This is a genomic window from Streptomyces roseicoloratus (assembly GCF_004117935.1).
In the GTDB taxonomy this organism is placed as follows: Bacteria; Actinomycetota; Actinomycetes; order Streptomycetales; family Streptomycetaceae; genus Streptomyces; species Streptomyces roseicoloratus.
Genome location: NZ_SDOY01000057.1, coordinates 49,665 through 75,778 on the forward strand (window position 1 = coordinate 49,665; position 26,114 = coordinate 75,778).

A 26,114-nucleotide genomic window follows, 5' to 3' on the forward strand; every position below is an offset into this window, starting at 1 on the left:
GTCTCCTCATGCCTGTGGGAATCTCACCGGTCAGTCTAGGGCGTGTGTCGGAAGGAGCGTCGTCTGTCCGAAGGGCAGACAGGACTTTCGGCACACGCCCTGGCCAGGCGCTGACCGGCCGCTCATCGCCGGTTCGTGATCAGCCGGCCGGCCCCGGGACGGGTCCTGGGGCCGGCCGGGCCGGGTCAGACGCCCTTGCTGACCGAGCTCATGTTGAAGTCCGGCACCCGCAGCGCGGGCATCGCCGCCCGGGTGAACCAGTCGCTCCACTCACGCGGCAGGGTCTTCTCCGTCCGGCCCGCCTCGGTGGCCCGCGACAGCAGGTCGACCGGCGACTCGTTGAACCGGAAGTTGTTGACCTCGCCGACCACCTCGCCGTTCTCGACCAGGTAGACGCCGTCCCGGGTGAGGCCGGTGAGCAGCAGCGTCGCCGGGTCGACCTCGCGGATGTACCAGAGACAGGTCAGCAGCAGACCGCGCTCGGTCGCGGCGACCATCTCCTCCAGGGACCGCTCGCCGCCGCCGTCCAGGATCAGGTTCCCGGCCGTGGGCGCCATCGGCAGCTTCGTCAGCTCCGCGGTGTGCCGGGTGGTGAGCAGCCGGTGCAGCTTCCCGTCCCGTACCCAGTCCACGCCGGGGACCGGGAGACCGTTGTCGAAGACGGACGAGTCGTCGCCCGAGGCGTGGGAGATCACGAACGGCGCCGACTCCAGGCCCGGCTCGTGCGGGTCGCTGCGCAGGGTCAGCGGCAGCGGCGACAGCGTCTCGCCGATCCGGGTGCCGCCGCCGGGCTTGGAGAAGACCGTACGGCCCTCCACCGCGTCCCGGGCCGCCGAGGACCACAACTGGTAGATCATCAGGTCGGCCACGGCGGTCGGCGGCAGCAGCGTCTCGTACCGCCCGGCCGGCAGGTCGATCCGCCGCTCCGCCCAGCCGAGCCGGGTGGCGAGCTCGGCGTCGAGCGCGGCCGGGTCGACGTCCGAGAAGTCCCGGGTCGCGCGCCCCGCCCACGCGGAGCGGGTGCGGTCCGGCGACTTGGCGTTGAGCTCCAGGGTGCCGTTCGGCTGGTCGTGGCGCAGCCGCAGGCCGGCGGAGGTGCCCACGTAGGTGGAGGTCAGCTCGTGGTACGCGAAGCCGTACAGCTCCCGGCCGCCGGCCCGGGCACGGGCGAAGGCCTCGCCCAGCGCCGGCGCGAAGGCGTCGAAGACGGCCGAGCCGGTCTCGGCCGGGTCGTCGGTGAAGTCCGCCGACGCGGGCACGCCCTCGACCAGCGGCTGCGCGTCCTCGGCGGGACCGGCCGCCCGCGCGGCCGCCTCGGCGGCCCGTACCAGCGGCTCCAGGTCGTCGGCGGTCACCGCCGAACGCGACACCACGCCGGACGCGGTGCCCTTGCCGCCGTCCACGGTGGCGATCACGGTCAGGGTGCGGCCCCGGGTGACACCGTTGGTGGTGAGCGCGTTCCCGGCCCAGCGCAGGTTCGCCGAGGACTCCTCGTCGGAGATGACGACACACCCGTCCGCACGGGACAGCTCCAGCGCCCGCTCGACGATCTCGTACGGCTTGCTGACGCGGCTCATCGACCGGCCTCCTGCGTCGTGTTCAGAATGTTGACACCCCGGAACAGGGCGGACGGGCAGCCGTGGGAGACCGCGGCGACCTGGCCCGGCTGGGCCTTGCCGCAGTTGAAGGCGCCGCCGAGGACGTACGTCTGGGGGCCGCCGACCTGCTCCATGGAGCCCCAGAAGTCGGTGGTCGTCGCCTGGTACGCGACGTCCCGCAGCTGGCCCGCGAGCCGGCCGTTCTCGATGCGGAAGAAGCGCTGCCCGGTGAACTGGAAGTTGTAGCGCTGCATGTCGATCGACCAGGAACGGTCGCCGACCACGTAGATGCCGCGCTCCACGCCGCCGATCAGGTCCTCCGTCGACAGACCGCCCGGGTCCGGCTGGAGCGACACGTTCGCCATCCGCTGCACCGGCACATGGCCGGGCGAGTCGGCGAAGGCGCAGCCGTTGGAGCGGCCGAGGCCGGTCAGCTTCGCGATCCGGCGGTCCAGCTGGTAGCCGACGAGCGTGCCGTCCTTGACCAGGTCCCAGGACTGCGCCTCGACGCCCTCGTCGTCGTAGCCGATGGTCGCGAGCCCGTGCTCGGCGGTCCGGTCACCGGTCACGTTCATCACCGAGGAGCCGTACGCCAGCTTGCCCAGCTGGTCGAAGGTCGCGAAGGAGGTGCCCGCGTACGCCGCCTCGTAGCCGAGCGCCCGGTCCAGCTCGGTGGCGTGACCGATCGACTCGTGGATGGTCAGCCACAGGTTGGACGGGTCCACGACCAGGTCGTAGCGGCCGGCCTCGACGCTCGGCGCCCGCATCTTCTCGGCGAGCAGCTCCGGGATCTCGTCCAGCTCCTTGTCCCAGTCCCAGCCGGTTCCCGTCAGGTACTCCCAGCCCCGGCCGGCCGGCGGCGCGATCGTCCGCATCGAGTCGAACTCGCCGCTGGCCGCGTCCACGGCGACCGCCGTGAGCTCCGGGTGCAGCCGGACCCGCTGCTGGGTGGTGACGGTGCCCGCCGTGTCCGCGTAGAACTTGTTCTCGAAGACGGTCAGCAGCGAGGCGTCCACGTGCGCCACGCCGTCCGCGCGCAGCAGCCGGGAGCTCCACTCGGCGAGCAGCCCGCTCTTCTCCTCGGCGGAGACGGTGAACGGGTCGATCTCGTACGAGGAGATCCACACCTTGTCCGCGTGCACCGGCTCGTCGGCCAGCTCCACCCGCTCGTCGGACCCGGCCGCCGCGATCACCTTCGCCGACAGCTTCGCCATGGCCACGGCCTGCGAGGCGACCCGCGCGGCCGCGTCCATGGTCAGGTCCACGCCGGAAGCGAAGCCCCACGCCCCGCCGTGCACCACCCGCACCGCGTAGCCGAGGTCCGTGGTGTCCGACGAGCCCGAGGGCCTGGCGTCCCGCAGCCGCCACGCGGCACTGCGCACCCGCTCCAGGCGGAAGTCGGCGTGCTCGGCGCCGAGCGCCCGGGCCCGCGCGAGCGCCGCGTCGGCAAGCGCCCGCAACGGAAGCGCGGTGAAGGCTTCGTCGAGGGAATGGGTCCCAGATTGCACAGCTGTCTCCTGTCGTGTGAGACCGGTCGCTCCGATCATGTCGTGCTTTCGGGCGTGATGCCCAGACCTTTCTGTAGGGACCCGACAGCGACACCAGGGAGCCACTGTCAGGGCCCGATTCTCCGTATCGCGGAAGGGACCGATAGGTTTTCGATGTACCAGACCGCTATGGAAAGGGTGATCCGTTGAGCCGCTCGGTTCTCGTCACCGGAGGAAACCGGGGCATCGGCCTCGCCATCGCCCGCGCGTTCGTCGAGGCCGGCGACAAGGTCGCGATCACGTACCGCTCGGGCGACCCGGCGGAGCTCGGGAAGCACGGTTTCCTCGCCGTCAAGTGCGACATCACCGACTCCGAGCAGGTGGAGCAGGCCTACAAGGAGATCGAGGAGAAGCACGGCCCGGTCGAGGTCCTCGTGGCCAACGCCGGCGTGACCAAGGACCAGCTCCTCATGCGCATGTCCGAGGAGGACTTCACGTCCGTCCTCGACACCAACCTCACCGGCACCTTCCGGGTCGTCAAGCGCGCCAACCGCGGCATGCTGCGCGCCAAGAAGGGCCGCGTCGTGCTGATCTCCTCCGTCGTCGGCCTGCTCGGCTCGGCGGGTCAGGCGAACTACGCCGCCTCCAAGGCCGGTCTGGTCGGTTTCGCGCGGTCCCTCGCCCGGGAGCTCGGCTCGCGCAACATCACCTTCAACGTCGTCGCGCCCGGTTTCGTCGACACCGACATGACCGCGGTGCTCACCGACGAGCAGCGCGCCGGCATCGTCTCCCAGGTCCCACTGGGCCGTTACGCGCAGCCGGGGGAGATCGCCGCCGCGGTGAAGTTCCTCGCCTCGGACGACGCCTCGTACATCACTGGAGCTGTCATCCCGGTTGACGGCGGATTGGGCATGGGTCACTGATCACATGAGCGGAATTCTCGAGGGCAAGCGCATCCTGATCACCGGTGTGCTGATGGAGTCCTCCATCGCCTTCCACGCCGCCAAGCTGGCTCAGGAGCAGGGCGCGGAGATCATCCTCACCGCGTGGCCGCGGCCGACGCTGACCGAGCGCATCGCCAAGAAGCTGCCCCAGCCCGACAAGGTCAAGGTCCTGGAGCTCGACGTCTCCAACGACGAGCACCTCGCCCGCCTGGAGGGCCAGGTCCGCGAGCACCTCGGCGACCGCCTCGACGGCATCGTGCACTCCATCGGCTTCGCGCCGCAGGACGCGCTCGGCGGCAACTTCCTGAACACGCCGTTCGAGTCCGTGGCCACCGCCATGCACGTCTCGGCCTTCTCCCTGAAGTCCCTGACGATGGCGCTGCTGCCGCTGATGAGCGAGGGCGGCTCGGTCGTCGGCCTCACCTTCGACGCCAAGTTCGCCTGGCCGCAGTACGACTGGATGGGCCCGGCCAAGGCCGCGCTGGAGGCCACCAGCCGCTACATGGCGCGTGACCTGGGCAAGCAGGACATCCGCTGCAACCTGGTCTCGGCCGGTCCGCTCGGCTCCATGGCCGCGAAGTCCATCCCGGGCTTCTCGGACCTGGCCTCCGTCTGGGACAGCCGTTCCCCGCTGGCCTGGGACCTGTCCGACCCGGAGCCCGCGGGCCGCGCGATCGTCGCCCTGCTCTCCGACTGGTTCCCGAAGACGACCGGCGAGATCGTCCACGTGGACGGCGGTCTGCACGCGATCGGCGCCTGACGGCGGCCGGTCCCGGTACGGCTTGCGAGGGCCGTGCGTCCGCTCCCCCGGGGAGCGGACGCACGGCCCTCGTGGCTTTTCCCGTGGCGTTTCGTGGCTTCGTACGGGCTTCCCGCGCCTCGAGTCGAAAAGTCCGGCGAATCGCATCAGACTGGTCGTGGGCGTGACGCTCGGAACGTGCCGGAGCGTGTGGCCCAGGGCGTGAGCCCGAAGAGCGGAGCTCGGGGACGCTCGGGGCGCGATGTCCGGCTACTTCGGCTACTGACGGGGAGGAGGTGCGGGCATGTGCGCGCAGCACCACACGTTCGCCGCGGTCGCCTCGGCCGCCGCGCTCCTCGCCGGCCTCACCGGGCTCGGCGTCGCCGCCGAGGTCCGCGCCGCACCCGCTCCCACGGAGGACGTCCCCGCCACCGCGCCGGCGGCCGCCGGGGACGAGGACTTCGGCGCCTCGTGTCGCACCCTCGTGCAGGGCTCCACCGTCACGGCCCACTGCCGGAACCCCTATCCGCGCACCGACCGGGTCCGGCTCCACGTGGAGTGCGACCGCTGGTGGGACGTGGACACCGACAGCGCTCCCGTCGAGGTCGGCCCCGCCGACTACGCCCAGGTCACCGGCCGCTGCTGGAAGGAGGTCCGCTCGGCCTGGGTCACCCACGAACCGGCGGCTCCGGGTTCCTGAGGCACAGGAACGGGTAGCTCGCCGCCTCCGCCGCCGCGCGCTCGGCGTCGCCCTCGCGGATCGCCTCCACCAGGCGCGCGTGGTCCATGTGGTTCTCCGGCCGCAGCTCCCGCCCCACGTCGCCACGCAGCCACTCGCGCAGCACGTGCCCCAGGTCCGCGTAGATCTCCGTCAGCACCTCGTTGTGCGAGGCCACCACGACGGCGTGGTGGAACGCCGCGTCCGCCGTCACGAACTCCTCCGCGTCCCCGCCGCCCCACGCCTCCTCACGGCGCAGCAGCAGCGCGTCCAGCTGCTTCAGGTCCCGGTCGGTGCGGCGCCGCGCGGCCAGCCGGGCGGCCGAGGACTCCAGCGTGGAGCGCAGCTCGGCCACGTCCCTCGGGTCGGAGCCGGCGAACCTGCGGTGCATCACCCCGGCCAGCTCGCTGGTCGCCACCACATAGGTGCCCGAGCCCTGCCGGATGTCCAGCAGCCCGTTGTGGGCGAGCGCGCGCACCGCCTCGCGGACGGTGTTACGGGCCACCCCGAGCTGCTCCACCAGCTCGGGCTCGGTCGGGATCCGGGTGCCGACCGGCCACTCGCCCGAGGTGATCTGGTTCCGCAACTGCGTGATCACCTGGTCGGAGAGCCCGCTGCGCCGGGGATGGCCGAGGGCCATGCTGCACCTTCCCATTCGTTCGAGATTGGACAACCAATCATCCCATGATTCTATGATGGGCCCATGCCTGACGAGCCCCAGACACTCACCCCGACCGCCGGGAAGCAGCCGCGCGCCACGGGCGCCGCCGATTCTCCCGCACCCGCCGGCCCCGCCCGCTGGGTGACCCGGCTGGTCGTCGTGGGGCTCGTCCTCTCCGCCCTCAACCTGCGCCCGGCCATCACCAGCCTGGGCGCCCTGCTCGAAGAGGTCAGCGCCGGCCTCCACATGAGCGGCACCGTGGCCGGCGTCCTCACCTCAGTGCCGCCGCTGTGCTTCGCCGTCTTCGGCGTCGCCGCACCGCGCCTCGCCCGCCGCTTCGGACCCGTGGCCGTCGTCTGCGCCGGCATGGCCGCGATCCTCGCCGGCCTGGTCCTGCGCTCCCTCGCGGGCGGCACCCCGGCCTTCCTCGCCGCCAGCGCCCTCGCCCTCATGGGCATCGCGCTCAGCAACGTCCTCATGCCGGTCCTCGTCAAGACGTACTTCCCGGACCGCATCGGCAGCATGACCGGCCTCTACTCCATGGCCCTCGCCATGGGCACCTCCCTGGCCGCCGCCGCGACCGTGCCCGTGACCGACCTCCTCGGCGGCGACTGGCGCCTCGGCCTGGGCGTCTGGGCGGTCCTCGCCGCGTTCGCCGTGCTGCCCTGGCTCCCGCTGCTGCGCTCCCGTGCCACCACGGGCCCCGCCGCCGGCGGGACCGGGGGAGCGGCGCACGCCGACGGCGGGGCACGCGGTGCCACCGCGCCCACGGCCGCGCCCCGCGTCACCCGCAGCCGCACCGCCTGGGCCCTCGCCTGCTTCTTCGGACTCCAGGCCACCGGCGCGTACATCACCATGGGCTGGATGCCGCAGATCTTCCGCGACGCCGGCGTCCCCGCCTCCACGGCGGGCGTGCTCCTCGCGGTCACCATGGTCATGGGCGTACCGCTCGCCTTCGTCATCCCCGGACTCGCGACCAGGCTGCGCAACCAGGCACCCATCGTCGTCGCCCTCGGCCTGTGCGGCCTCGGCGGCTACACCGGGCTCTACGTCGCGCCGGCCGGCGGCGCCTGGCTCTGGGCCCTGCTCCTCGGCGTCTCCAACTGTGCCTTCCCGCTGGCCCTCACCATGATCGGCATGCGCTCGCGCACCGGCGCGGGCGTCGTGAGGCTCTCCGCCTTCGCCCAGAGCACCGGCTACCTCATCTCCATCCCCGGACCGCTCCTCGTCGGTGTCCTCTACCAGCACAGCGGCGGCTGGGGCCTGCCCATCGCCCTCATGGCCGGACTGATGGTCCCGCAGATGATCGTCGGCTCCCTCGCGGGCAGGGACCGGACGGTCGAGGACGAATGCTGAGATGCGAGACTGGGCCCATGCCCGTACTCGAACCCAACCCCCCGAACGGCCAGAAGAAGCTCCTCGCCGTCTTCGGCGCGATGATCGGCATCACGGTCGTCATCGCCGTCATCGCGTCCATCGCCTCTCCCTGAGGTCGTTCTGAGCTCGCCCTGAGCCGGCCCTGAGCTCGCCTTGAGCTCGCCCTGAGGTCGTTCTGCGCTCGTCCTGAGCTCTCGCCACCCTCCCCGTCCGAGCCGGGGAGGGTGGGGTTGTCCCCCTGTCCCCTAGGGGGTGAGTGTCAGGGTCAAGTGGGTGGATCACCTGATGGGCCGGAGCCGGGCCGCTCCGTACGTTGGTGTCACCGCGGAAAACGCGGCGAACCCATCCCACGGAGGCGGCCATGACGGCGCGAACCCACACCGGTGCACAGGTCCGGCGGACCGGCGTCGACACCCGGCTGCCCTGGTGGGCTCTCGCTCTTCCCGTCGCCGCGTTCGCCGCCCTCTTCCTGCTCGTCACGGGCTCCTCGGACGCCCCGGCGGCGGCCGGCGACCCCGGCGTCGGCCGCTTCCTGGCGCACCTCCAGCAAACCCTCTCTCCCTGAGTCAACCCGGGCCGTTTCGTGCGAAGCTGTCCAGCATGAGCGTCGACACACCCCGCAGGATCGTGCTGCTCCGACACGCCAAGGCGGACTGGCCCCAGACCTCCGACCACGAGCGCCCGCTCGCCGAGCGTGGCCGCACCGACGCCCCCGTCGCGGGCCGCAGGCTCGCCGACACCGGCATCGCCTTCGACCTCGCCCTCTGCTCGACCGCCGTGCGGACCCGGGAGACCTGGAAGCTCGCCGTCCACGAGCTGCCCGAGCGTCCGAAGACGGTGTACGAGGAGCGGATCTACGAGGCCTCGCCCGGCGAGCTCATCGCCGTGATCAACGAGACCCCGGACACCGTCGACGACCTGCTGCTCATCGGCCACAACCCGGGGATGCACGGCCTTGCGGAGGTCCTCGCCGGCGAGGCCGAGGGCGACTCCCGCACCCGGATGAACCGCACCGGCTTCCCGACCTCCGCCTTCGCCGTCCTCTCCTTCCACGGCACCTGGAAGTCCGTCGAACCCGGCGTGGGCACCCTGGTCGACTTCTGGACCCCGCACGACTGACCGGCGATCGCCCCCGCACGACGGACCCGCGACCGCCGATCTGTCGTACGTCCCCCGACGGCTGACCGGCCGCCGACCGCCGTCCGCCGATCGCCGCCGGCCCGTACGCCCGTACGCGAAAGGGCCCGGCCGTCCTCATGACGACCGGGCCCTCTCCGTACGGGTCCTCCGGCACCGCTGCCGGGACTCCCGGCTCAGTGCAGCAGCTCGCCCGTCCCGCCGTCCGCCGCCTCGACCTCTTCGCGCGTGATGCCGAGGAGGTAGAGCACGGTGTCCAGGAACGGCACGTTGACGGCCGTGTCCGCCGCCCGGCGCACCACCGGCTTCGCGTTGAACGCCACCCCGAGCCCGGCCGCGTTCAGCATGTCCAGGTCGTTCGCGCCGTCACCGATCGCGACCGTCTGCGCCAGCGGCACCCCGGCCTCCTCGGCGAACCGGCGCAGCAGCCGCGCCTTGCCGGCCCGGTCGACGATCTCCCCGGTCACCCGGCCGGTCAGCCTGCCGTCGACGATCTCCAGGGTGTTCGCCTGGGCGAAGTCGAGCCCCAGCTTCTCCTTGAGGTCGTCGGTGACCTGCGTGAAGCCACCCGAGACGACGCCCACCTGATAGCCCAGCCGCTTGAGCGTACGGATCAGGGTGCGCGCCCCGGGGGTCAGCCGCACCTCGGCGCGGACCTTGTCGACCACGGACGCGTCCAGACCGGCGAGCAGCTCCACGCGCGCGTGCAGCGACTGCTCGAAGTCCAGCTCGCCGCGCATCGCCGCGGCCGTCACCTCGGCGACCTTGTCCTCGCAGCCGGCGTGCGCCGCGAACAGCTCGATGACCTCGTCCTGGATGAGCGTCGAGTCGACGTCCATGACCACGAGCCGCTGGGCCCGCCGGTGCAGCCCGGCGGAGACCACGGCCACGTCGACGCCGACCGAGTGGGCCTCGGTGGCGAGCGCCGTGCGCAGCGCCTCCGTCCCGCAGCCGGAGACGGCGAACTCGACGGCCGTCACCGGATACTTGGCGAGCCGGAAGATGCGGTCGATGTTGCCGCCGGTCTCCGCGATCCTGGCCGCTATGGCCGCCGTCTGCTCGGCGGTCAGCGGATGGCCGAGCACCGTCACGTGCGAGCGGCCCTCGCCGCGCGGCCGGTTGTCACCGGTGCCCGAGATGATCTCGGCCTGCAGCTTCATGGACTCGGCCCAGCTGTGCACGGTCGCCCGCAGCTCGCCCTGGCCGACGGCGGTCGGCTCGGTGACGAGCGCGCACAGGACGAGCCGGCCGCGGGACACGACCTGCTCGATGTCCACGACGTCGACGGAGTACGCGGCGAGGGTGTCGAAGAGTCCGGCGGTGATCCCGGGACGGTCCTTCCCGAAGATCTTGACGAGGAGGGTCGGGACGTCCGGGCCGGGAACGCCCGTGGTGGGAACATCTGGGGTCTGCGATGCGCTCATGGTGCTTCCACCGTATCGGGCACCGGGTGCCACTCCATCCCCCGTCCCGCCTGCCGGACACCCACCCGGCCGAGGCCCCGCCACGAGCGGCCCCACCGGCCGGGGCCGAGGCGGGCACACGGGCGCCGCGGAGCCGGCGGGCGGGCCCCGCGGAGCCGGCGGGCGCGTGTCCCTCACCACTCCGCCCCGGGGGCTCGCCGGCCGGCTCCCGCCGACCGCGGGCGGAGGCCGGAGCCGCCCGGGCGTACGTGACCTGTCGGGCATGCGCAAGCTCTTCACGTGGCCCGACTTTCGGATACCGGCCGGGGCCTGAAATAGTTCCCCAGGATGTTCACCATCCCTGGGCTCCCGACGACGGGGGTGCATCGGGGGACAAGTAGTGGGGCATGGAGTGCCAGAACTCGTACTGGAATTGAATGGAAGGACCTGGACCCTCGATCCGTCCAGGTCGTACACCCTGGGGCGCGATCCCCAGGGGGACCTGGTGATCGACGACGCCAGGGTCTCGTGGCGACACGCCACCATCAGCTGGGGCGGCCGGAGTTGGGTCATCGAGGACCACGGCTCCACCAACGGCACGTTCGTCCAGGGCCAGCGGATCCACCAGATGGAGATCGGGCCCGGCTCGGCCGTCCACCTCGGCAACGCCACCGACGGCCCGCGGCTGAACCTCGCCGCCGCCGGCGCGCCGGCCCAGCAGCAGGTGCCGCACCAGCAGCAGGTGCCGCAGGCCGCACAGCAGGCCGCCCATCACGGGCTGCATCAGGAGATGACCCACCAGGCCCCTCCGCAGCACCAGGCGCCGCAGCACCAGGCGCCGTACAAGGCGCCCCAGCAGCACGCCCCGCAGCAGCAGGGCTGGCAGCAGCCGCCGCAGCACCAGGCGCCGCCGCAGGTCCCGCACCAGCAGGCGGGCCCGCAGGGCGCGTCGCCGATGCACGGCGACCGCAGCCCCACGACCTTCCACGAGCTGAACCTCGGCCGGGTGATGCGCATCGGTCGTGCGCTGGAGAACGAGCTGGTCGTCTCCGACCTCCAGGTCTCGCGTCTGCACGCCGAGTTCCACGCGACGCCCGACGGGCGCTTCCAGATCCGCGACCTCGGCTCGCACAACGGCACGTACGTCAACGGTCAGCCGATCGCCAAGGGCGGCACCGTCCTCATCGGCCCCAACGACATCGTCGGCGTCGGTCACTCGACCTTCCGGATCGTCGGGAACCAGCTCGAGGAGTTCGTCGACACCGGTGAGGTCTCCTTCTCGGCCCGCCACCTCACGGTGACGGTCGACGGCGGCAAGCAGATCCTCAAGGACGTCACCTTCGGCGTCCCGGAGAAGTCGCTCATCGGCGTCATCGGCCCCTCCGGCTCCGGCAAGTCGACCCTCCTCAAGGCGCTCACCGGCTACCGGCCCGCCGACCAGGGCGACGTCCTCTACGACAACCGCAGCCTCTACAAGCAGTTCGCCGAGCTGCGCCAGCGCATCGGTCTGGTCCCGCAGGACGACATCCTGCACAAGGAGCTGACCGTCCAGAAGGCGCTGCGCTACGCGGCCAAGCTCCGCTTCCCCGGCGACACCGCCGAGGCCGAGCGCGAGGCCCGGATCGGCGAGGTGCTGCGGGAGCTCAAGCTCGACATCCACAAGGAGAAGAAGGTCACCTCCCTCTCCGGTGGCCAGCGCAAGCGCGTCTCCGTCGCCCTGGAGCTGCTGACCAAGCCGTCGCTGATCTTCCTGGACGAGCCGACCTCCGGTCTCGACCCGGGCATGGACCGCGACGTGATGCAGCTGCTGCGCGGCCTCGCCGACGACGGCCGCACGGTCCTCGTGGTCACCCACTCGGTGGCCGAGCTCGGCCTGTGCGACAAGCTGCTCGTGATGGCGCCCGGCGGCTCGGTGGCCTACTTCGGCCCGCCGGACGAGGCGCTGAACTTCTTCGGCTACTCCACCTGGGCCGACGTCTTCTCCGCCTTCGAGAACTACCGCGACTACGACTGGGCGGGCCGCTGGAAGGGCTCGCAGCACTACCAGATGTACGCGGCGGAGATCGACGCCGTCGCCGCCCAGCCGGTGCAGATGCCGCAGCAGGCCCAGCAGGCGATGACCCGGCCGCCCAAGCCACAGGGCTGGGGCTCCCAGCTGTGGACGCTGATCCGCCGCTACACGTCGGTGATCGCCTCCGACAAGGGCTTCCTGGCCCTGATGGTGATCCTGCCGGCGGTCATCGGCTCGGTGTCCGTGGTCATCCCCGCCGACTTCGGCCTGGCGCCGCCCAAGCCGCCGTCCCGCTTCAACGGCGACGCCGGCATCATCATGCTGATCCTCGCGGTCGGCATGTGCTTCTCCGGCGCGGCGAACTCGGTCCGAGAACTGATCAAGGAACGGGTCATCTACGAGCGGGAGCGCGCCACCGGCCTGTCCCGCTCGGCGTACCTGATGTCCAAGGTGATCGTCCTCGGCGTCATCACGGCCTTCCAGGGCGTGATCCTCTGCGTCATCGGCTTCGCCATCCGCGAGCTGCCCGCCGAGGGCCTGATCATGCCGCCGGCCGTCGAGCTCTGCCTCGTGGTCATCGCGCTCGGCCTCACCTCGATGATGGTGGGCCTGGTCATCTCCGCGCTGGTGAAGACCGCCGAGAAGACGATGCCGCTGCTCGTCATGTTCGCCATCGTCCAGGTGGTGTTCACCGGCATCCTCTTCAAGGTGTACGGCTCGCCCGGCCTGGAGCAGTTCGCCTGGCTGATGCCGTCCCGCTGGGCCATCGCGGGCGCGGGCACCACGCTCGACCTCGCCCACCTGATGGCGCCGTGGGACCCGAAGAACCCGACCGACCTGGACCCGCTGTGGGAGCACAGCGCCGGCCAGTGGGGCCTCAACGTCGGCGTGCTGCTGTTCATGACCGCGGTGCTCGGCATCCTGGTCGCACGCCTGCTGCGCCGCCACGAGCCCGAGGTCATGCGCAAGTAGGCGCGGGCCGGTTCCGTACGACGCCCGAGGGCGGCACCCCGTGCGGGGTGCCGCCCTTCGGCATGTCTGCGCTCGCCGGACCGGCCGGGGCCGGATCAGTACGCGCTGTTGACGTTGTCGATGGTGCCGTAGCGGTCGGCCGCGTAGTTGCAGGCGGCGACGATGTTGGCGACCGGGTCGTACTGGTCGAACTTGGTGCCGGGGATGTGGTACGCCTTGAAGGTCGGGTAGATGACCTGCAGCAGACCCTTGGACGGCACGCCGTTGATGGCGTTGATGTCCCAGTTGTTGATGGCCCGCGGGTTACCGCTGGACTCGCGCATCACGTTCTTGTAGATGCCGTGGTACGTGCCCGGGATGTCGTGCTTGTCCATGATGAACAGCGCCTCGCGGATCCAGCCGTCGAGGTTGTTCGCGAAGACCGGCTTGCGGGCGGCGGCCCGGCTGGCGGCGGCCTTGGCGGCGGCGCGCTTCTTCGCCTCGGCCTCGGCCTTCTTCTTCGCGGCGGCCTTGGCGGCCGCGGCCTTCTTCTGGGCCTCGGCGGCGGCCTTGGCCTTCGCCTTGGCGTCGGCCTCCTGCTTCGCCTTGAGGGCGAAGGCGGAGGTCTGCTGGTCCAGGCTGGCGGCGAGCGCCTTCGCCTGGGCGCTGTTCGCGTCGTACGCGACGGAGACGGGCTTGGCGTTGCCGAGGGCCTGCGGCTCCACCTCGGTGGAACCGCCGCCCTGGACGAGGGAGAGACCGAGCGCCGCGGCGCTCAGAGCGGCGACGCCGGCGATCGCGGCCTTGTGGGTCTTCTTCAGACCACGACTGTGGCCAGGGGTGTTCGCAGACATGCAGGACTACCTCTTCGAATCGCTGGGGGTCGCTCGCCGGGGCGGCGCTGCGCCTTGCTCGGCGGCGACGGACGCAATTCTTAGCGGCAGCAAAATCTCGTGGCAAAGGTGTGACGTACGATCCCGGGTAGTGGATCAGGGGCCGGTCGCGAGTGCTGCCGAACCGGTCCCCGGCCAGTTCCGGCAGCACTCATCTGGCCCTTATGTGTCCACTAGGGTGATTCGTAAGTGATGTGGGTCCTATGCGCGGGCTCACATCGGTCCTGTAACAGCCTCACCGCGCGTTGCATCAGCAATGCGCACGGTGAGGGTCCTCCTCCGGAAGGAGGAGATGGACGTCCCCGAACTCGTGCCACAGGTAGCGCCCGGCCACCGCGGCCGCGTACGCCCGCCGCAGCGCGGGCCGCCCCGCCACCGCCTCCAGCATCAGCAGATGCGAGGCCTCCGGCTCGTGCAGCCCCGTCAGCAGCCCGTCCACCACCCGCACCCCGCGCCCCGGCGTCACCACGAGATCCGTCCACCCCGCCGCGCCGCGCACCGCACCCCCTTCCACGGCCGACTCCAGCGCCCGCACCGCCGTGGTGCCCACCGCGACCACCCGCCCCCCGCCGGCCCGGGCGGCGTTCACCAGCCACGCCGTCGCCTCCGGCACCTCGAAGCGCTCCGGGTACGGCGGCTCGTGCGCCTCCGCCGACGCCACCCCCGTATGAAGGACGACCGGCGCGAACTGCACCCCGCGGCTCACCAGCTCCGCCACCAGCCGCGCCGTGAACGGCCGGCCCGCGCTCGGCATCTCCGCCGAGCCCGCACCGTCCCGCGTCGGCAGCGCGAACACCGTCCGATACGCGGCCAGGGGCTGGTCCCGTTCCGTGTACCCGTAGCGGATCGGCCGCCCGTACCGCGACAGCAGGTCCGGCACCTCCGTGTCCGGCCGCGCCCACCACAGCCGCTCCGCCCCCGCCACGAGCGGTCCTTCCAGCACGAGCCGGCCGCCGCCCGGCAGCCGCACCACCGCCCCGGCGGGGCCGCCCGCACGCGGCCGCGTCGTCCCCGCCCCGTCCGGCTCCCGCAGCTCCACCGCCCACCGCCCGTCGTCCCCCCGCGTCGAGAAGTGGACGACCACCGGCACGCCTCCCGGCTCGGGCCCGAGACGCCCGTCCACCGCCGCCGCCAGCGTCGGCGACGTGTTCACCACCAGCACGTCACCGGCCCGCAGCAGCCCCGGCAGCTCCCGGAACGCCCGGTGCGCCACCTCCGTGCCCCGCGACACCAGCAGCCGTACGTCGTCCCGGCCGCGCCCCGGACCCCGCTGCTCGGCCGGCACCCGCGCCGACAGCTCCGCCGGCACCCGCGTCATCAGCGCCATCACGCCTCCAGGAACGCGGCGGCCGCGTACCGGCCGCTCGCCGGCCGCTCCTCCACCAGCCGCAGGAACACCGGCACGACCTCCGCCGGCGCGGGCGTCCCCGACAGGTCCTCGGCCGGCTCCGCCGCGGCGAGCATGTCCGTCCGCATCGACCCCGGGTCCACCCACCAGACCCGCAGCCCCGGCTCCTCCACCGCCAGGACCGCCGACAGCTGGTCGAGCGCCGCCTTCGTCGCCCCGTACCCACCCCACGTGCGGTACGGCTCCGCCGCCGCGTCCGAGCTCAGGTTGACCACGGCCCCGGCCGGCGCCCCGCGCAGCAACGGCAGCGCCTCCTGCACCAGCCCCAGCGGCGCCACCACGTTCACCTCCAGGGCCGTGCGGAACCCGTCCAGCGCGTGCCCGGCCAGCGGCACCAGCGGCTCCGCGCCCAGCACCGCCGCGTTGTTCACCAGCAGATCGAGACCGCCGAGCCCCCGCGCCGCCGCCACCAGATCCGTCCGGTGCGCCGGATCCGTCACGTCCCCCGGCACCGCGACCACCCGCGCGCCGAGCGCGCGCACCGCCTCCGCACTCTCCTCCAGACCATCCGCCCGGCGGGCGTCCAGCACCAGGTCCCACCCCCGGGCGGCGAGCCCGGCCGCCAGCGCGCGCCCCAGCCCCCTCGAAGCCCCCGTGACGATCGCGACAGGCATGTCCATCCCCTTTGCTTCCGGTGACGCGCTCCCGGTGGCGCGTTTCCGTGGACGCGCCTCCGATGACGAGATCCAGCCTCGTGACCCGGACCGCTCCGTCACCTCGTCCCCCGGCCCCGAACCGCGGGGGAAATGGTCCTAGTACCCCGGTCCCGGCCCGCCGCCGTCCACAGGCGGATACGGACCGTCACACCCCACCGGTACGGTGAACCACATGAGCCACCGACCGAGCTCCGGCCTCGCCGCCGTGAGCAGCGCCCTGCTGGCGATGAACCGCCAGATGGAGGTCCGCGACGTCCTCAAGACGATCGTGGCCTCCGCGCGTGAGCTCCTCGACGCCGAGTACGCGGCGCTCGGCGTCCCCGACGACCACGGCGGCTTCGCCCAGTTCGTCGTCGACGGCGTCTCCGACGAGCAGTGGCGCGCCATCGGCCCGCTGCCCCGCCAGCACGGCATCCTGGCCGCCATGCTGCACAAGGCCGAGCCCGAGCGGCTCGCCGACGTCCGCAAGGACCCGCGCTTCGGGGGCTGGCCCACCGCCCACCCCGAGCTGTCCGACTTCCTCGGCCTGCCCGTCCGCGACGGCGACGAGATCCTCGCCGCCCTCTTCCTCGCCAACAAGCGCTGCCCCAAGGAGACCGGCGGCTGCGGCTTCACGGCACAGGACGAGGAGCTGCTCACCCTCCTCGCCCAGCACGCCGCCATCGCCCTCACCAACGCCCGGCTGTACGAGCGCAGCCGCGAGCTCACCATCGCCGAGGAGCGCTCCCGGCTCGCCCACGAGCTGCACGACGCCGTCAGCCAGAAGCTGTTCTCCCTGCGGCTCACCGCCCAGGCCGCCGCCGCCCTCGTCGACCGCGACCCCGACCGCGCCAAGGGCGAGCTCCAGCAGGTCGCCGCGCTCGCCGCCGAGGCCGCCGACGAGCTGCGGGCCGCCGTCGTCGAGCTGCGGCCCGCCGCCCTCGACGAGGACGGCCTCGTCCACACCCTGCGCACCCAGATCCAGGTCCTCGACCGCGCGCACAGCGCCCGCGTCACCTTCGAGAGCGCCGGCGTCCGCGCCCTGCCCTCCGCCCAGGAGGAAGCACTGCTCCGGGTCGCCCAGGAGGCCCTGCACAACGCGCTGCGCCACTCCGGCGCCCGGCTCGTCACCGTCGCCCTCACCCGCCGCGACCAGGGCGCCCGGCTCACCGTCGCCGACGACGGCAAGGGCTTCGACCCGGCGACCGTCCGCAGCGCCGGACGCCACCTCGGCCTCGTCTCCATGCGCGACCGGGCCGGCGGCGTGGGCGGCACCCTCACCGTGACATCGGCCCCCGGCCGGGGCACCACGATCGAGATGGAGGTCCCCGGTGGCTGAGAAGATCCGCGTGCTGCTCGTCGACGACCACCAGGTCGTCCGCCGGGGGCTGCGCACCTTCCTGGAGGTGCAGGACGACATAGAGGTCGTGGGGGAGGCCTCCGACGGAGCCGAGGGCGTCGCCCGCACCGCGGAGCTGCGGCCCGACGTCGTCCTCATGGACGTGAAGATGCCGGGCACCGACGGCATCCAGGCGCTGCGCCTGCTGCGCGAGCAGGACGACCCGGCCCGCGTCCTCATCGTCACGAGCTTCACCGAGCAGCGCACGGTCGTGCCCGCGCTCCGCGCCGGCGCCCGGGGCTACGTCCACAAGGACATCGACCCCGACGCCCTCGCCGCCGCCATCCGCTCCGTCCACGCCGGGCACGTCCTGCTCCAGCCCGAGGTCGCCGAGGCCCTCCTCAGCCAGGACGAGCAGGGGCAGGGCGGCGGCACGGGCCGCGGCTCCACGCTGACCGAGCGCGAGCGGGAGGTCCTCGGCCTGATCGCGGACGGCCGGTCCAACCGGGAGATCGCCCGCGCGCTCGTCCTCTCCGAGAAGACGGTCAAGACGCACGTCTCCAACATCCTCATGAAGCTGGACCTCGCCGACCGGACCCAGGCCGCGCTCTGGGCCGTACGGCACGGCATGACGCCATAGGCCGTCTCTCCCGGATCCCGGCCGGGTCCACGGTGCCCGGCACGGCACCTCGCCGCGTGACCGGACCGGACGCCGCGGCCAATCCCGGCCCAGAGCCGAAAGAAGCGACCCAGCCAGGCGCACGCCGCGGCCCCTCGCAGACGCGGTCCGGTCTCGTACGCACGACCGTTCCCATAGTCATACCGTCGTGTGGATGTCCCCCGTTCAGCGCAACCCGGCGGGGGCGGCGGCGTTCTTCAGGGCGTGCTGCGGCGGACCGGCCGCAGCGATGACCAGGAGGATCCCGAAGTGAACAACCTCAAGAAGGCCGCCGCCCTGACCATGGTCGCCGGAGGCATCGTCGCCGCCGGTGCGGGTGTCGCCTCCGCCCACGGCGGTGCGCACGCCCACGGGCAGGCCCTCAACTCGCCGGGCGTCGCCTCCGGCAACCTGGTGCAGGCCCCGGTCCACGTCCCCGTGAACGTCTCCGGCAACACGGTCAACGTGATCGGCCTGCTCAACCCGGCCTTCGGCAACGGCGCCGTCAACCACTGACACCGGCCCGCACCACTCCCGGCCCCCGGACGATCCCCCGGGGGCCGGACCCTTTGCGCCACCGCAGCCCCGCCCTGCGATCCGACCCGCCCCACGATCCGATCCGCCCCACGATCCGTCCCGGCCGACCGTCCCGGCCCCCAGCCCCGGCCCCGGTCCCGGCTCCAGCCCCGGCTCCGACCCCCGAAGCTAGAAGCCCGGCTCCCGTTCGCCCTCCCGCTCCCGCTCCTCCACATACGCGTTGTACGCGGCGACCTGCGCCCGCCGGGCCACCCGCTCCACCGGCCGCAGGGCCTCGCCGCGCGCCGACATCTCCGCCGCGCTCACCGCGCCGCCGTGCCCGTCGTACGCCAGGTCGACGAGGAGACCGATGCGCTGCGCCAGCTCCAGGACCCGCACCGCCCGCGCCGGATACCCCGGAGCCAGCACCTCGCGGCCCGCCTCCGCCCGCGCCCGGTACGCGTCACGGGCCGCGTCCGCCACCGGACCCGAGGCGGCGACGTCCAGCCGCGTCAGCACCGTCGTCGCCTCGCGCAGCGCCTCCGCGAGCTCCCGCTCCGCCTCACCCAGCGACGGCACGTCCGCCGGCGGCGCCTCCCGCACCGGAAGGCAGTGCCACACCACCTCCACGTGCACATCGCCCACGGGGCCCGCCTCCGACACCTCCGGCACCAGACCGTACGGCGCGCCGAAACCGACCACCGCCTCCTCCGCCTCGACCGCCCGCGCGTTGAACTCCGGCGGACCGCTCAGCCCCAGCGGATGCCCCGGCGCCGGCAGCGCCACCCGCCACCCGGTCACGCCCAGCCGCCGCAGCCGCCCGAGCGCCAGCGTCAGCCCCACCGGCCCCGCCTCGCCCGGCAGCCCCGCCACGCGGTGCACCGCGTCCTGTCCGACAATGGCCTGCGCCGCATCGTCCGGCGACACCGCCCCGGCCAGCAGGGCATTGCCCCAAGCGGCGAGACGTCCTGAGCGTGGTTCCGAAAGCATGCCCCCCAGCCTAGGGACAAAAGGAAGGCCCTAGGGACCGGCCCGGCCCACCGGTGGCGTAGGTTTTCCCTGGACGCCGCGCCCACAGGCGCACGCGACGACACTCGACCGCAAGGGGAGACAACGCGCTCATGAGCGATGTACTGGAGCTGGTGGACGTATCCGTGGTCCGCGACGGACGCGCTCTGGTGGACGAGGTCTCCTGGTCGGTCAAGGAGGGCGAGCGCTGGGTCATCCTCGGCCCCAACGGGGCGGGCAAGACCACCCTCCTCAACATCGCCTCCAGCTACCTCTTCCCCACCAAGGGCACCGCGACCGTCCTCGGCGAGCGCCTCGGCGGCGTCGGCACCGACGTCTTCGACCTCCGCCCCCGCATCGGCATGGCCGGCATCGCCATGGCCGAGAAGCTGCCCAAGCGCCAGACCGTCCTCGAGACCGTCCTCACCGCCGCCTACGGCATGACCGCCACCTGGCACGAGGACTACGACCCGGTCGACGAGGAGCGCGCCAAGGCCTTCCTCGACCGCCTCGGCATGACCGACTACCTGGACCGCAAGTTCGGCACCCTCTCCGAGGGCGAGCGCAAGCGCACCCTCATCGCCCGCGCGATGATGACCGACCCCGAACTGCTCCTCCTCGACGAGCCCGCCGCCGGTCTCGACCTCGGCGGCCGCGAGGACCTGGTCCGCCGCCTCGGCCGGCTCGCCCGCGATCCGTACGCACCCTCCATGATCATGGTGACCCACCACGTCGAGGAGATCGCGCCCGGCTTCACCCACGTCCTGATGATCCGTCAGGGCAAGGTCCTCGCCGCCGGACCCATGGAGACCGAGCTGACCTCCCGCAACCTCTCCCGCTGCTTCGGCCTGCCGCTCGTCGTCGAGCACGTCGGCGACCGCTACACCGCACAGGGCCTGCCGCTCGCGTAGCGACCGGCGCGACCACCGCACGCGGTCGGCGCCCTGTCACCGGAGACCCCACCGCCCTACCATGGACCACGTGGACATCGACGCATGGATCTGGTGGCTGATCGGCGCGGTGGGACTCGGCATCCCCCTGGTCCTCACCGCGATGCCCGAGTTCGGCATGCTGGCCGTCGGCGCGGTCGCCGGAGCGGTGACCGCGGCCCTCGGCTTCGGAGTCGTCGCCCAAGTGGTCGTCTTCGCCCTCGTCTCCGTCGCACTCATCGCCGTGATGCGCCCCATCGCCGCCCGGCACCGTGACGACCGACCTCGACACGCCACCGGAATCGACGCCCTGAAAGGCCGTCAAGCCGTCGTCCTGGAACGGGTGGACGGCAGCGGAGGCCGCGTCAAACTGGCCGGCGAGGTCTGGTCCGCCCGCGCCCTCGACTCCGGACTGAGCTTCGAACCCGGCGAACAGGTCGACGTCGTCGACATCGACGGAGCCACCGCCGTCGTGATGTGACCGAACCTCACCCATGACCTCCCGCGGTCTGGGAAACTCGATCACAGAGATCAACAACCGGTCCGTCAAAGGTCCGTCACCGGGTCCGGCGACAGGTCCGTCAACCGGTCCGTCCCCACGGCAGCGAAGGGCACAGGGAACGCGATGTCAGCAGTCATCATCGTCCTGATCATTCTGGTGGTGCTTGTCTTCATCGCCCTGATCAAGACGATCCAGGTCATCCCCCAGGCGAGCGCCGCCATCGTCGAGCGCTTCGGCCGCTACACCCGCACGCTCAACGCCGGTCTGAACATCGTCGTCCCGTTCATCGACCGCATCCGCAACCGGATCGACCTGCGCGAACAGGTCGTCCCCTTCCCGCCCCAGCCGGTCATCACCCAGGACAACCTGGTCGTCAACATCGACACCGTCATCTACTACCAGGTGACCGACGCCCGCGCCGCGACCTACGAGGTCGCCAGCTACATCCAGGCCATCGAGCAGCTCACCGTCACCACCCTCCGCAACATCATCGGCGGCATGGACCTGGAGCGGACCCTCACCTCCCGCGAGGAGATCAACGCGGCCCTCCGCGGAGTCCTCGACGAGGCCACCGGCAAGTGGGGCATCCGCGTCAACCGCGTCGAGCTCAAGGCGATCGAACCGCCCACCTCCATCCAGGACTCGATGGAGAAGCAGATGCGCGCCGACCGCGACAAGCGCGCCGCGATCCTCACCGCCGAAGGCATCCGCCAGTCCCAGATCCTCACCGCCGAGGGCGAGAAGCAGTCCGCCATCCTCCGCGCCGAGGGCGAGGCCAAGGCCGCCGCCCTCAAGGCCGAGGGCGAGGCCCAGGCCGTCCGCACGGTCTTCGAGGCCATCCACGCCGGCGACCCCGACCAGAAGCTGCTCTCCTACCAGTACCTCCAGATGCTCCCGAAGATCGCCGAAGGCGACGCCAACAAGCTCTGGATCGTGCCCAGCGAGATCGGCGACGCCCTCAAGGGCCTCTCCGGCGCCTTCGGCAACGTCGCACCCGGCGTCCCCGGATTCAACACCAAGAGCGCCCCGACCGCCGACATCCCCGCCCGTCGCGAGGAACCGACCGTTGAGTGACACCTACACACAACCTCGTGCATGATCGGTGCGAGCCCCTCGACCCCGGTGACCCCGGGGCGGGGAGGCGACTCACCGAACCCCTAAGGAAATGGCTTTGTCCATCTGGGAAATGCTCGCGGTCCTCGCGGCCGGCATCGCCGCCGGAGGCATCAACACCATCGTCGGATCGGGAACGCTGATCACGTTCCCGGTCCTCCTCGCCACCGGCCTCCCGCCGATCACCGCGAACGTGTCCAACGCCCTCGGTCTGGTCCCCGGTTCCATCAGCGGCGCCATCGGCTACCGCCGTGAACTCAAGGGCCAGACCGCCCGCGTTCTCCGCCTCGGCACCGTCGCCCTCCTCGGCGGCCTCGTCGGCGCGATCCTGCTCCTCGCCCTGCCCTCGGCGGCCTTCGACGCCATCGTCCCCGTCCTCATCGGCATCGCGCTGGTCCTCGTCCTCTTCCAGCCCCGCATCGCCGCCGCCGTCCGGCGCCGCCGGGAGGCCAAGGGCACCGAGGCCCACCCCGACGGCGGCATCGCCCTGCTCGTCGGCCTCTTCCTCGCCAGCATCTACGGCGGCTACTTCGGCGCCGCCCAGGGCGTCCTCTACATCTCGCTCATGGGACTGCTCCTCACGGACAGCCTGCAGCGCATCAACGCCGTCAAGAACATCCTCGGCGCCGTCGTCAACGGAGTCGCGGCCGTCTTCTTCCTCTTCGTCGCCGACTTCGACTGGACGGCCGTCCTCCTCATCGCCGTCGGCTCCACCATCGGCGGCCAGATCGGCGCCAAGGTCGGCAGACGCCTCCCGCCCACCGTCCTGCGCGGAGTGATCATCGCCGTCGGCATCGTCGCCATCCTCCAACTCACCCTGAAGTGACGCCGATGTGACGACGAAGGGCCCGCCCCCGAAAAAGGGGGCGAGCCCTGCCGCCGTACGCCGGAAGACACCCGCGCACCACACGTCCTACGCGTCGTCCTACCTGTCCTGCCCGTCCTGCCCGTCCTACGCGGCCTGCCCGGCCAGCCAGTCCGGCAGCTCCGACCGCTCGGCCGCCTTCAGCGCCAGCAGCATCGCGTCCTGCGGCGTCGGCACGAACGGCTGGTGCAGCAGCGGCATCCCCGCCTGCTCCGGCGTCCGGTCCGCCTTGCGGTGGTTGTCCTCCGCGCACGAGGCCACCGTGTTCAGCCAGTGGTCCCCGCCGCCCTGCGCCCGCGGCACCACGTGGTCCACCGTCGTGGCGCGCTTCCCGCAGTACGCGCACCGGTGCTGGTCCCGCACCAGCACACCCCGCCTCGACCACGGAGCCTGTCTTCGGAACGGCACCCGTACGTACCTGCACAGCCTGATCACCCTCGGCACCGGCATGTCCACGGCCGCGGCCCGCACACGAAGACCGGGGTGCTCCTGCTCCACGACGGCCTTGTCCTGCAGGACAAGCACCACCGCACGGTTGAGTGTGACCGTCGAAAGCGGCTCGAAGCTTGCGTTCAGTACCAGCGTGTCCCGCATGATGCCCACCTCCCGTGTGCCGGCCCACCCCCGTGGCGGGCTTGGATCAACTCTGGCCGGGCGCGCCGGGTAGGACAACGCAATATCCGCGTAAAGAAAGATGCCCGCTTCTGATCTCTCCAAGACCAGAAGCGGGCAAACTACAAACGAACGATCAGCGTTACGCGGGGTTCTCGTACTCCGCCACCAGCTGCGCACGCCCCAGCGTGTGGAAGCGCAGGTTGAAGCCGACCGCGGCCGGCGAGGTGTCCGCGTCAGGACCCAGCTTCTCCTGGTCCACCGCGTACACCGTGAACACGTAACGGTGCGGCCCGTCGCCCTTCGGCGGAGCGGCCCCGCCGAAGTCCTGCGACCCGTAGTCGTTCCGTGCGTGCACGGCACCCGCCGGCAGCCCCTCGAACGAGCCCGAACCCGCACCCGCGGGCAGCTCCGTCACCGACGCCGGGATGTCGAACAGCACCCAGTGCCAGAACCCGCTGCCGGTCGGCGCGTCCGGGTCGAAGCACGTCACGGCGAAGCTCTTCGTCTCCGCCGGGAACCCCTCCCAGCGCAGCTGCGGCGACGTGTTCCCCGCCGCGTACACCTGCGCGTCCTTCAGCACCCCGCCCTCGACGACGTCGTCGCTCACCACCGTGAACGACGCCACCGGCGGGTGGAAGTCATGGGGAAGCGGTGCCCTCTTGCCCTCGGCCACGTCTGAACCTCCGTCTCGCAGACCGCTCTTGCCAGGCCGAGCCTAGAGCCAGTTGCGACGGCCACCGACCTCGGCGAGCCACTGGTTCAGATACGCCGCCCAGTCGGTCGTGTGGAAGTCGTGCAGCCCCACCTTGAACGACCGGTACGAGTCGCTGCCCTCGGCGAACAGACCCGGCTTCTTGTCCATCTCCAGGACGACGTCCATCTCCCGGTCGTCCGCGACGAAGCTGACCTCGACCTGGTTCAGCCCCCGGTACTGCTGCGGCGCGAAGAACTCGATCTCCTGGTAGAACGGCAGCTTCTGCCGCGTGCCCCGGATGTGCCCACGCTCCATGTCCGCGTTCTTGAACCGGAAGCCCAGCTGGATGAAGGCGTCAAGGATCGCCTGCTGCGCCGGCAGCGGGTGCACGTTGATCGGGTCCAGGTCGCCGGAGTCCACCGCCCGGGCGATCTCCAGCTCCGTGGTCACTCCGATGTGCATGCCCCGCAGCTGCTGGCCCGCGATCGCGGTGACCGGGGTCTCCCACGGGATCTCCAGACCGAACGGCACCACGTGCACCGCGCCCGCCTGCACCTCGAAGGCCCCGCCGAGGCGCATCTTCACGAACTCGATGTCCTGCTTGTACTCCTGGTCGTTGCCCTCGACCTCGACCCGCGCCTGCAGGCCGACGGACAGACCCTCGATCTGCTGGGCGACCGAACCGCCCTGGATCCGCACCTCACCCTGGACGACACCGCCCGGGACGACGTTCTCCTCGGTGAGCACGGTCTCGACCGACGCCCCGCCCGCACCCAGGCTCGCGAGCAGCTTCTTGAATCCCATCGACGACTCCTTACAGTCCTGCGCTGTCCTGACCCCTACATACGCATGACGACGGTAGCCGGTTCCTGACCGTCCCCGGACGGACCCCAGTAGGCTCGGACGCCATGAGCGAGAGCCCCGACCGTACGCCGCTCCCGCGGAGCTTCTTCGACCGACCCGTCCTGGAGGTGGCCCCCGACCTGCTCGGCCGCACGCTCGTACGGAACTCCCCGGAAGGCCGTATGGAACTCCGCCTCACGGAGGTGGAGGCGTACGCCGGCGCGATCGACCCGGGCTCCCACGCCTTCCGGGGCCGCACACCCAGGAACTCCGTCATGTTCGGACCGCCCGGGCACGCGTACGTCTACTTCACCTACGGCATGTGGCACTGCTTGAACCTGGTGTGCGGCCCCGAGGGGGAGGCGAGCGGGGTACTGCTCCGCGCAGGGGAAATCCTCGAGGGAGCCGAGCAGGCCAGAAAGCGCCGGCTCTCCGCCCGCTACGACGCCGAGCTCGCCAAGGGCCCGGCCCGCCTCGCCACCGCCCTGGACGTGGACCGCCCCATGAACGGCACCGACGTCTGCGCCGGTCCCGACGCCCCGCTGGCCGTCCTCACCGGGACCCCGCCCGCACCCGGTCTGATCCGCACCGGCCCCCGCACGGGAGTGGGCGGCGACGGAGCCCCGCACCCCTGGCGCTTCTGGATCGACGGCGACCACACGGTGAGTCCCTACCGTGCCCATGTGCCACGCAAGCGCTCGGCTTGACTCGGCTTCCCCAGGTGCGTAATGTGGCCCGAGCCGCTTGAGACGGGCAGTGCTCACCGAAGCCTCCCGAGAGCGGCCACCCACACTGCTTACAACGATTCCCGACGGGGCCTATTTCGGCATGCCGAAATTTGTTTCCAGTGGCTCGATTATGAGTCGCCAGGGAAATCCGCTAAAGTAGTGGACACGCCGGAAGGGCCCGGAGCGAAAGCGAAAGGGACCGGAAAGCACCGAGGAAATCGGATCGAAAAGATCTGATAGAGTCGGAAACGCAAGAATGAAGGAAGCGCCCGGAGGAAAGCCCGCGAGGGTGAGTACGAAGGAAGCGTCCGCACCTTGAGAACTCAACAGCGTGCCAAAAAT

At 71.7% G+C, this 26,114-nt stretch carries 28 protein-coding genes; 16 read left to right on the plus strand and 12 right to left on the minus strand.

The window, feature by feature from the left end:
* Nucleotides 1-185: 185 nt before the first annotated feature.
* Both ESG85_RS04605 and ESG85_RS04610 read right to left on the minus strand, forming a co-directional pair.
* A complete protein-coding gene (locus ESG85_RS04605) occupies nucleotides 186-1,577 on the minus strand; it encodes a metallopeptidase TldD-related protein (protein WP_128976717.1) in 1,392 nt (463 codons plus the stop codon).
* Complete coding sequence (locus tag ESG85_RS04610; RefSeq protein WP_246094805.1) at nucleotides 1,574-3,106, minus strand: TldD/PmbA family protein; 1,533 nt, start codon at nucleotides 3,104-3,106, stop codon at nucleotides 1,574-1,576. Before ESG85_RS04610 ends, ESG85_RS04605 begins: the two co-directional genes overlap by 4 nt.
* Before the next feature lie 185 nt (nucleotides 3,107-3,291).
* Here ESG85_RS04610 and fabG point away from each other — a divergent pair, with 185 nt between their 5' ends.
* The 3 genes from fabG (at nucleotide 3,292) to ESG85_RS04625 (ending at nucleotide 5,468) form a co-directional block, all read left to right on the plus strand.
* The gene (gene fabG, locus ESG85_RS04615; protein WP_128976719.1) at nucleotides 3,292-4,008 is read left to right on the plus strand and encodes a 3-oxoacyl-[acyl-carrier-protein] reductase; all 717 of its coding nucleotides are present in this window, start codon (nucleotides 3,292-3,294) and stop codon (nucleotides 4,006-4,008) included.
* A gap of 4 nt (nucleotides 4,009-4,012) precedes the next feature.
* Nucleotides 4,013-4,789: an enoyl-ACP reductase FabI gene (fabI, locus tag ESG85_RS04620; protein ID WP_128976720.1), complete on the plus strand. Its 777-nt coding sequence runs from the start codon at nucleotides 4,013-4,015 to the stop codon at nucleotides 4,787-4,789.
* A 283-nt stretch (nucleotides 4,790-5,072) separates the two neighbouring features.
* On the plus strand, nucleotides 5,073-5,468 hold the full coding sequence (locus tag ESG85_RS04625) for a hypothetical protein (protein WP_128976721.1): 396 nt from the start codon (nucleotides 5,073-5,075) through the stop codon (nucleotides 5,466-5,468).
* Here the strand turns inward: ESG85_RS04625 and ESG85_RS04630 are convergent.
* A complete protein-coding gene (locus tag ESG85_RS04630; protein ID WP_128976722.1) occupies nucleotides 5,437-6,126 on the minus strand; it encodes a FadR/GntR family transcriptional regulator in 690 nt (229 codons plus the stop codon). The two genes, ESG85_RS04625 and ESG85_RS04630, sit on opposite strands and share 32 nt — an antisense overlap.
* Nucleotides 6,127-6,189: 63 nt before the next feature.
* Here ESG85_RS04630 and ESG85_RS04635 point away from each other — a divergent pair, with 63 nt between their 5' ends.
* From ESG85_RS04635 to ESG85_RS04645, 4 genes are all read left to right on the plus strand, one after another.
* Entirely contained in the window at nucleotides 6,190-7,503 is a 1,314-nt protein-coding gene (locus ESG85_RS04635; RefSeq protein WP_128976723.1) for a CynX/NimT family MFS transporter, read from the plus strand.
* A 17-nt stretch (nucleotides 7,504-7,520) separates the two neighbouring features.
* A complete protein-coding gene (locus ESG85_RS36545; RefSeq protein ID WP_281287987.1) occupies nucleotides 7,521-7,637 on the plus strand; it encodes an SGM_5486 family transporter-associated protein in 117 nt (38 codons plus the stop codon).
* 248 nt (nucleotides 7,638-7,885) lie between these two features.
* Nucleotides 7,886-8,089, plus strand: a complete 204-nt coding sequence (locus tag ESG85_RS04640; protein ID WP_128976724.1) for a hypothetical protein — start codon at nucleotides 7,886-7,888, stop codon at nucleotides 8,087-8,089.
* Nucleotides 8,090-8,124: 35 nt separating this feature from the next.
* Nucleotides 8,125-8,643 carry a SixA phosphatase family protein gene (locus ESG85_RS04645; RefSeq protein ID WP_128976725.1) on the plus strand — a complete coding sequence of 173 codons (519 nt, stop codon included), beginning with the start codon at nucleotides 8,125-8,127 and terminating at the stop codon, nucleotides 8,641-8,643.
* 194 nt (nucleotides 8,644-8,837) lie between these two features.
* On the opposite strand, the gene serB is transcribed toward ESG85_RS04645, so the two are convergent.
* Nucleotides 8,838-10,085, minus strand: a complete 1,248-nt coding sequence (gene serB / locus ESG85_RS04650) for a phosphoserine phosphatase SerB (RefSeq protein ID WP_128976726.1) — start codon at nucleotides 10,083-10,085, stop codon at nucleotides 8,838-8,840.
* Between the two features lie 379 nt (nucleotides 10,086-10,464).
* On the opposite strand from serB, the gene ESG85_RS04655 reads away from it, so the two are divergent.
* Nucleotides 10,465-13,047, plus strand: a complete 2,583-nt coding sequence (locus ESG85_RS04655) for an ABC transporter ATP-binding protein/permease (RefSeq protein ID WP_128976727.1) — start codon at nucleotides 10,465-10,467, stop codon at nucleotides 13,045-13,047.
* 95 nt (nucleotides 13,048-13,142) lie between these two features.
* On the opposite strand, the gene ESG85_RS04660 is transcribed toward ESG85_RS04655, so the two are convergent.
* The 3 genes from ESG85_RS04660 to ESG85_RS04670 all read right to left on the minus strand — a co-directional run bounded on the left by ESG85_RS04660 (nucleotide 13,143) and on the right by ESG85_RS04670 (nucleotide 15,941).
* On the minus strand, nucleotides 13,143-13,880 hold the full coding sequence (locus tag ESG85_RS04660; RefSeq protein WP_128976728.1) for a transglycosylase SLT domain-containing protein: 738 nt from the start codon (nucleotides 13,878-13,880) through the stop codon (nucleotides 13,143-13,145).
* Nucleotides 13,881-14,169: 289 nt separating this feature from the next.
* The gene (locus tag ESG85_RS04665; protein ID WP_128976729.1) at nucleotides 14,170-15,246 is read right to left on the minus strand and encodes an S-adenosylmethionine:tRNA ribosyltransferase-isomerase; all 1,077 of its coding nucleotides are present in this window, start codon (nucleotides 15,244-15,246) and stop codon (nucleotides 14,170-14,172) included.
* Nucleotides 15,246-15,941 carry an SDR family NAD(P)-dependent oxidoreductase gene (locus ESG85_RS04670; RefSeq protein WP_128976730.1) on the minus strand — a complete coding sequence of 232 codons (696 nt, stop codon included), beginning with the start codon at nucleotides 15,939-15,941 and terminating at the stop codon, nucleotides 15,246-15,248. Before ESG85_RS04670 ends, ESG85_RS04665 begins: the two co-directional genes overlap by 1 nt.
* 214 nt (nucleotides 15,942-16,155) lie before the next feature.
* On the opposite strand from ESG85_RS04670, the gene ESG85_RS04675 reads away from it, so the two are divergent.
* The 3 genes from ESG85_RS04675 to ESG85_RS04685 all read left to right on the plus strand — a co-directional run bounded on the left by ESG85_RS04675 (nucleotide 16,156) and on the right by ESG85_RS04685 (nucleotide 18,475).
* Entirely contained in the window at nucleotides 16,156-17,301 is a 1,146-nt protein-coding gene (locus tag ESG85_RS04675) for a GAF domain-containing sensor histidine kinase (protein ID WP_128976731.1), read from the plus strand.
* Nucleotides 17,294-17,941: a response regulator gene (locus tag ESG85_RS04680; RefSeq protein ID WP_128976732.1), complete on the plus strand. Its 648-nt coding sequence runs from the start codon at nucleotides 17,294-17,296 to the stop codon at nucleotides 17,939-17,941. Before ESG85_RS04675 ends, ESG85_RS04680 begins: the two co-directional genes overlap by 8 nt.
* A gap of 288 nt (nucleotides 17,942-18,229) precedes the next feature.
* Nucleotides 18,230-18,475 carry a chaplin gene (locus tag ESG85_RS04685; RefSeq protein WP_128976733.1) on the plus strand — a complete coding sequence of 82 codons (246 nt, stop codon included), beginning with the start codon at nucleotides 18,230-18,232 and terminating at the stop codon, nucleotides 18,473-18,475.
* 189 nt (nucleotides 18,476-18,664) lie between these two features.
* Here the strand turns inward: ESG85_RS04685 and ESG85_RS04695 are convergent, their stop codons facing one another.
* The gene (locus ESG85_RS04695; protein WP_128976734.1) at nucleotides 18,665-19,465 is read right to left on the minus strand and encodes a hypothetical protein; all 801 of its coding nucleotides are present in this window, start codon (nucleotides 19,463-19,465) and stop codon (nucleotides 18,665-18,667) included.
* 131 nt (nucleotides 19,466-19,596) lie between these two features.
* Between ESG85_RS04695 and ESG85_RS04700 the strand changes: the two genes are divergently transcribed.
* From ESG85_RS04700 to ESG85_RS04715, 4 genes are all read left to right on the plus strand, one after another.
* Nucleotides 19,597-20,394 carry an ABC transporter ATP-binding protein gene (locus ESG85_RS04700; RefSeq protein WP_128976735.1) on the plus strand — a complete coding sequence of 266 codons (798 nt, stop codon included), beginning with the start codon at nucleotides 19,597-19,599 and terminating at the stop codon, nucleotides 20,392-20,394.
* 70 nt (nucleotides 20,395-20,464) lie between these two features.
* On the plus strand, nucleotides 20,465-20,893 hold the full coding sequence (locus tag ESG85_RS04705) for an NfeD family protein (protein ID WP_128976736.1): 429 nt from the start codon (nucleotides 20,465-20,467) through the stop codon (nucleotides 20,891-20,893).
* Nucleotides 20,894-21,037: 144 nt separating this feature from the next.
* A complete protein-coding gene (locus ESG85_RS04710) occupies nucleotides 21,038-21,988 on the plus strand; it encodes an SPFH domain-containing protein (RefSeq protein ID WP_128976737.1) in 951 nt (316 codons plus the stop codon).
* Nucleotides 21,989-22,079: 91 nt separating this feature from the next.
* Nucleotides 22,080-22,853 carry a sulfite exporter TauE/SafE family protein gene (locus tag ESG85_RS04715; protein WP_181018963.1) on the plus strand — a complete coding sequence of 258 codons (774 nt, stop codon included), beginning with the start codon at nucleotides 22,080-22,082 and terminating at the stop codon, nucleotides 22,851-22,853.
* 126 nt (nucleotides 22,854-22,979) lie between these two features.
* Here ESG85_RS04715 and ESG85_RS04720 read toward each other — a convergent pair whose 3' ends face one another.
* The 3 genes from ESG85_RS04720 to ESG85_RS04730 form a co-directional block, all read right to left on the minus strand.
* Nucleotides 22,980-23,486, minus strand: a complete 507-nt coding sequence (locus tag ESG85_RS04720; RefSeq protein ID WP_128976739.1) for an HNH endonuclease — start codon at nucleotides 23,484-23,486, stop codon at nucleotides 22,980-22,982.
* A gap of 160 nt (nucleotides 23,487-23,646) precedes the next feature.
* A complete protein-coding gene (locus tag ESG85_RS04725) occupies nucleotides 23,647-24,180 on the minus strand; it encodes a YbhB/YbcL family Raf kinase inhibitor-like protein (RefSeq protein WP_128976740.1) in 534 nt (177 codons plus the stop codon).
* Nucleotides 24,181-24,222: 42 nt separating this feature from the next.
* Nucleotides 24,223-25,005 (minus strand): sporulation protein, encoded by a 783-nt coding sequence (locus ESG85_RS04730; protein WP_128976741.1) that lies wholly within the window; start codon nucleotides 25,003-25,005, stop codon nucleotides 24,223-24,225.
* Nucleotides 25,006-25,109: 104 nt separating this feature from the next.
* Between ESG85_RS04730 and ESG85_RS04735 the strand changes: the two genes are divergently transcribed.
* Nucleotides 25,110-25,751 carry a DNA-3-methyladenine glycosylase gene (locus tag ESG85_RS04735; protein ID WP_128976742.1) on the plus strand — a complete coding sequence of 214 codons (642 nt, stop codon included), beginning with the start codon at nucleotides 25,110-25,112 and terminating at the stop codon, nucleotides 25,749-25,751.
* A gap of 111 nt (nucleotides 25,752-25,862) precedes the next feature.
* Here ESG85_RS04735 and ESG85_RS35440 read toward each other — a convergent pair.
* Nucleotides 25,863-26,114 (minus strand): hypothetical protein (locus ESG85_RS35440; protein WP_219825158.1); only part of this gene is annotated, 252 nt, incomplete at its 5' end.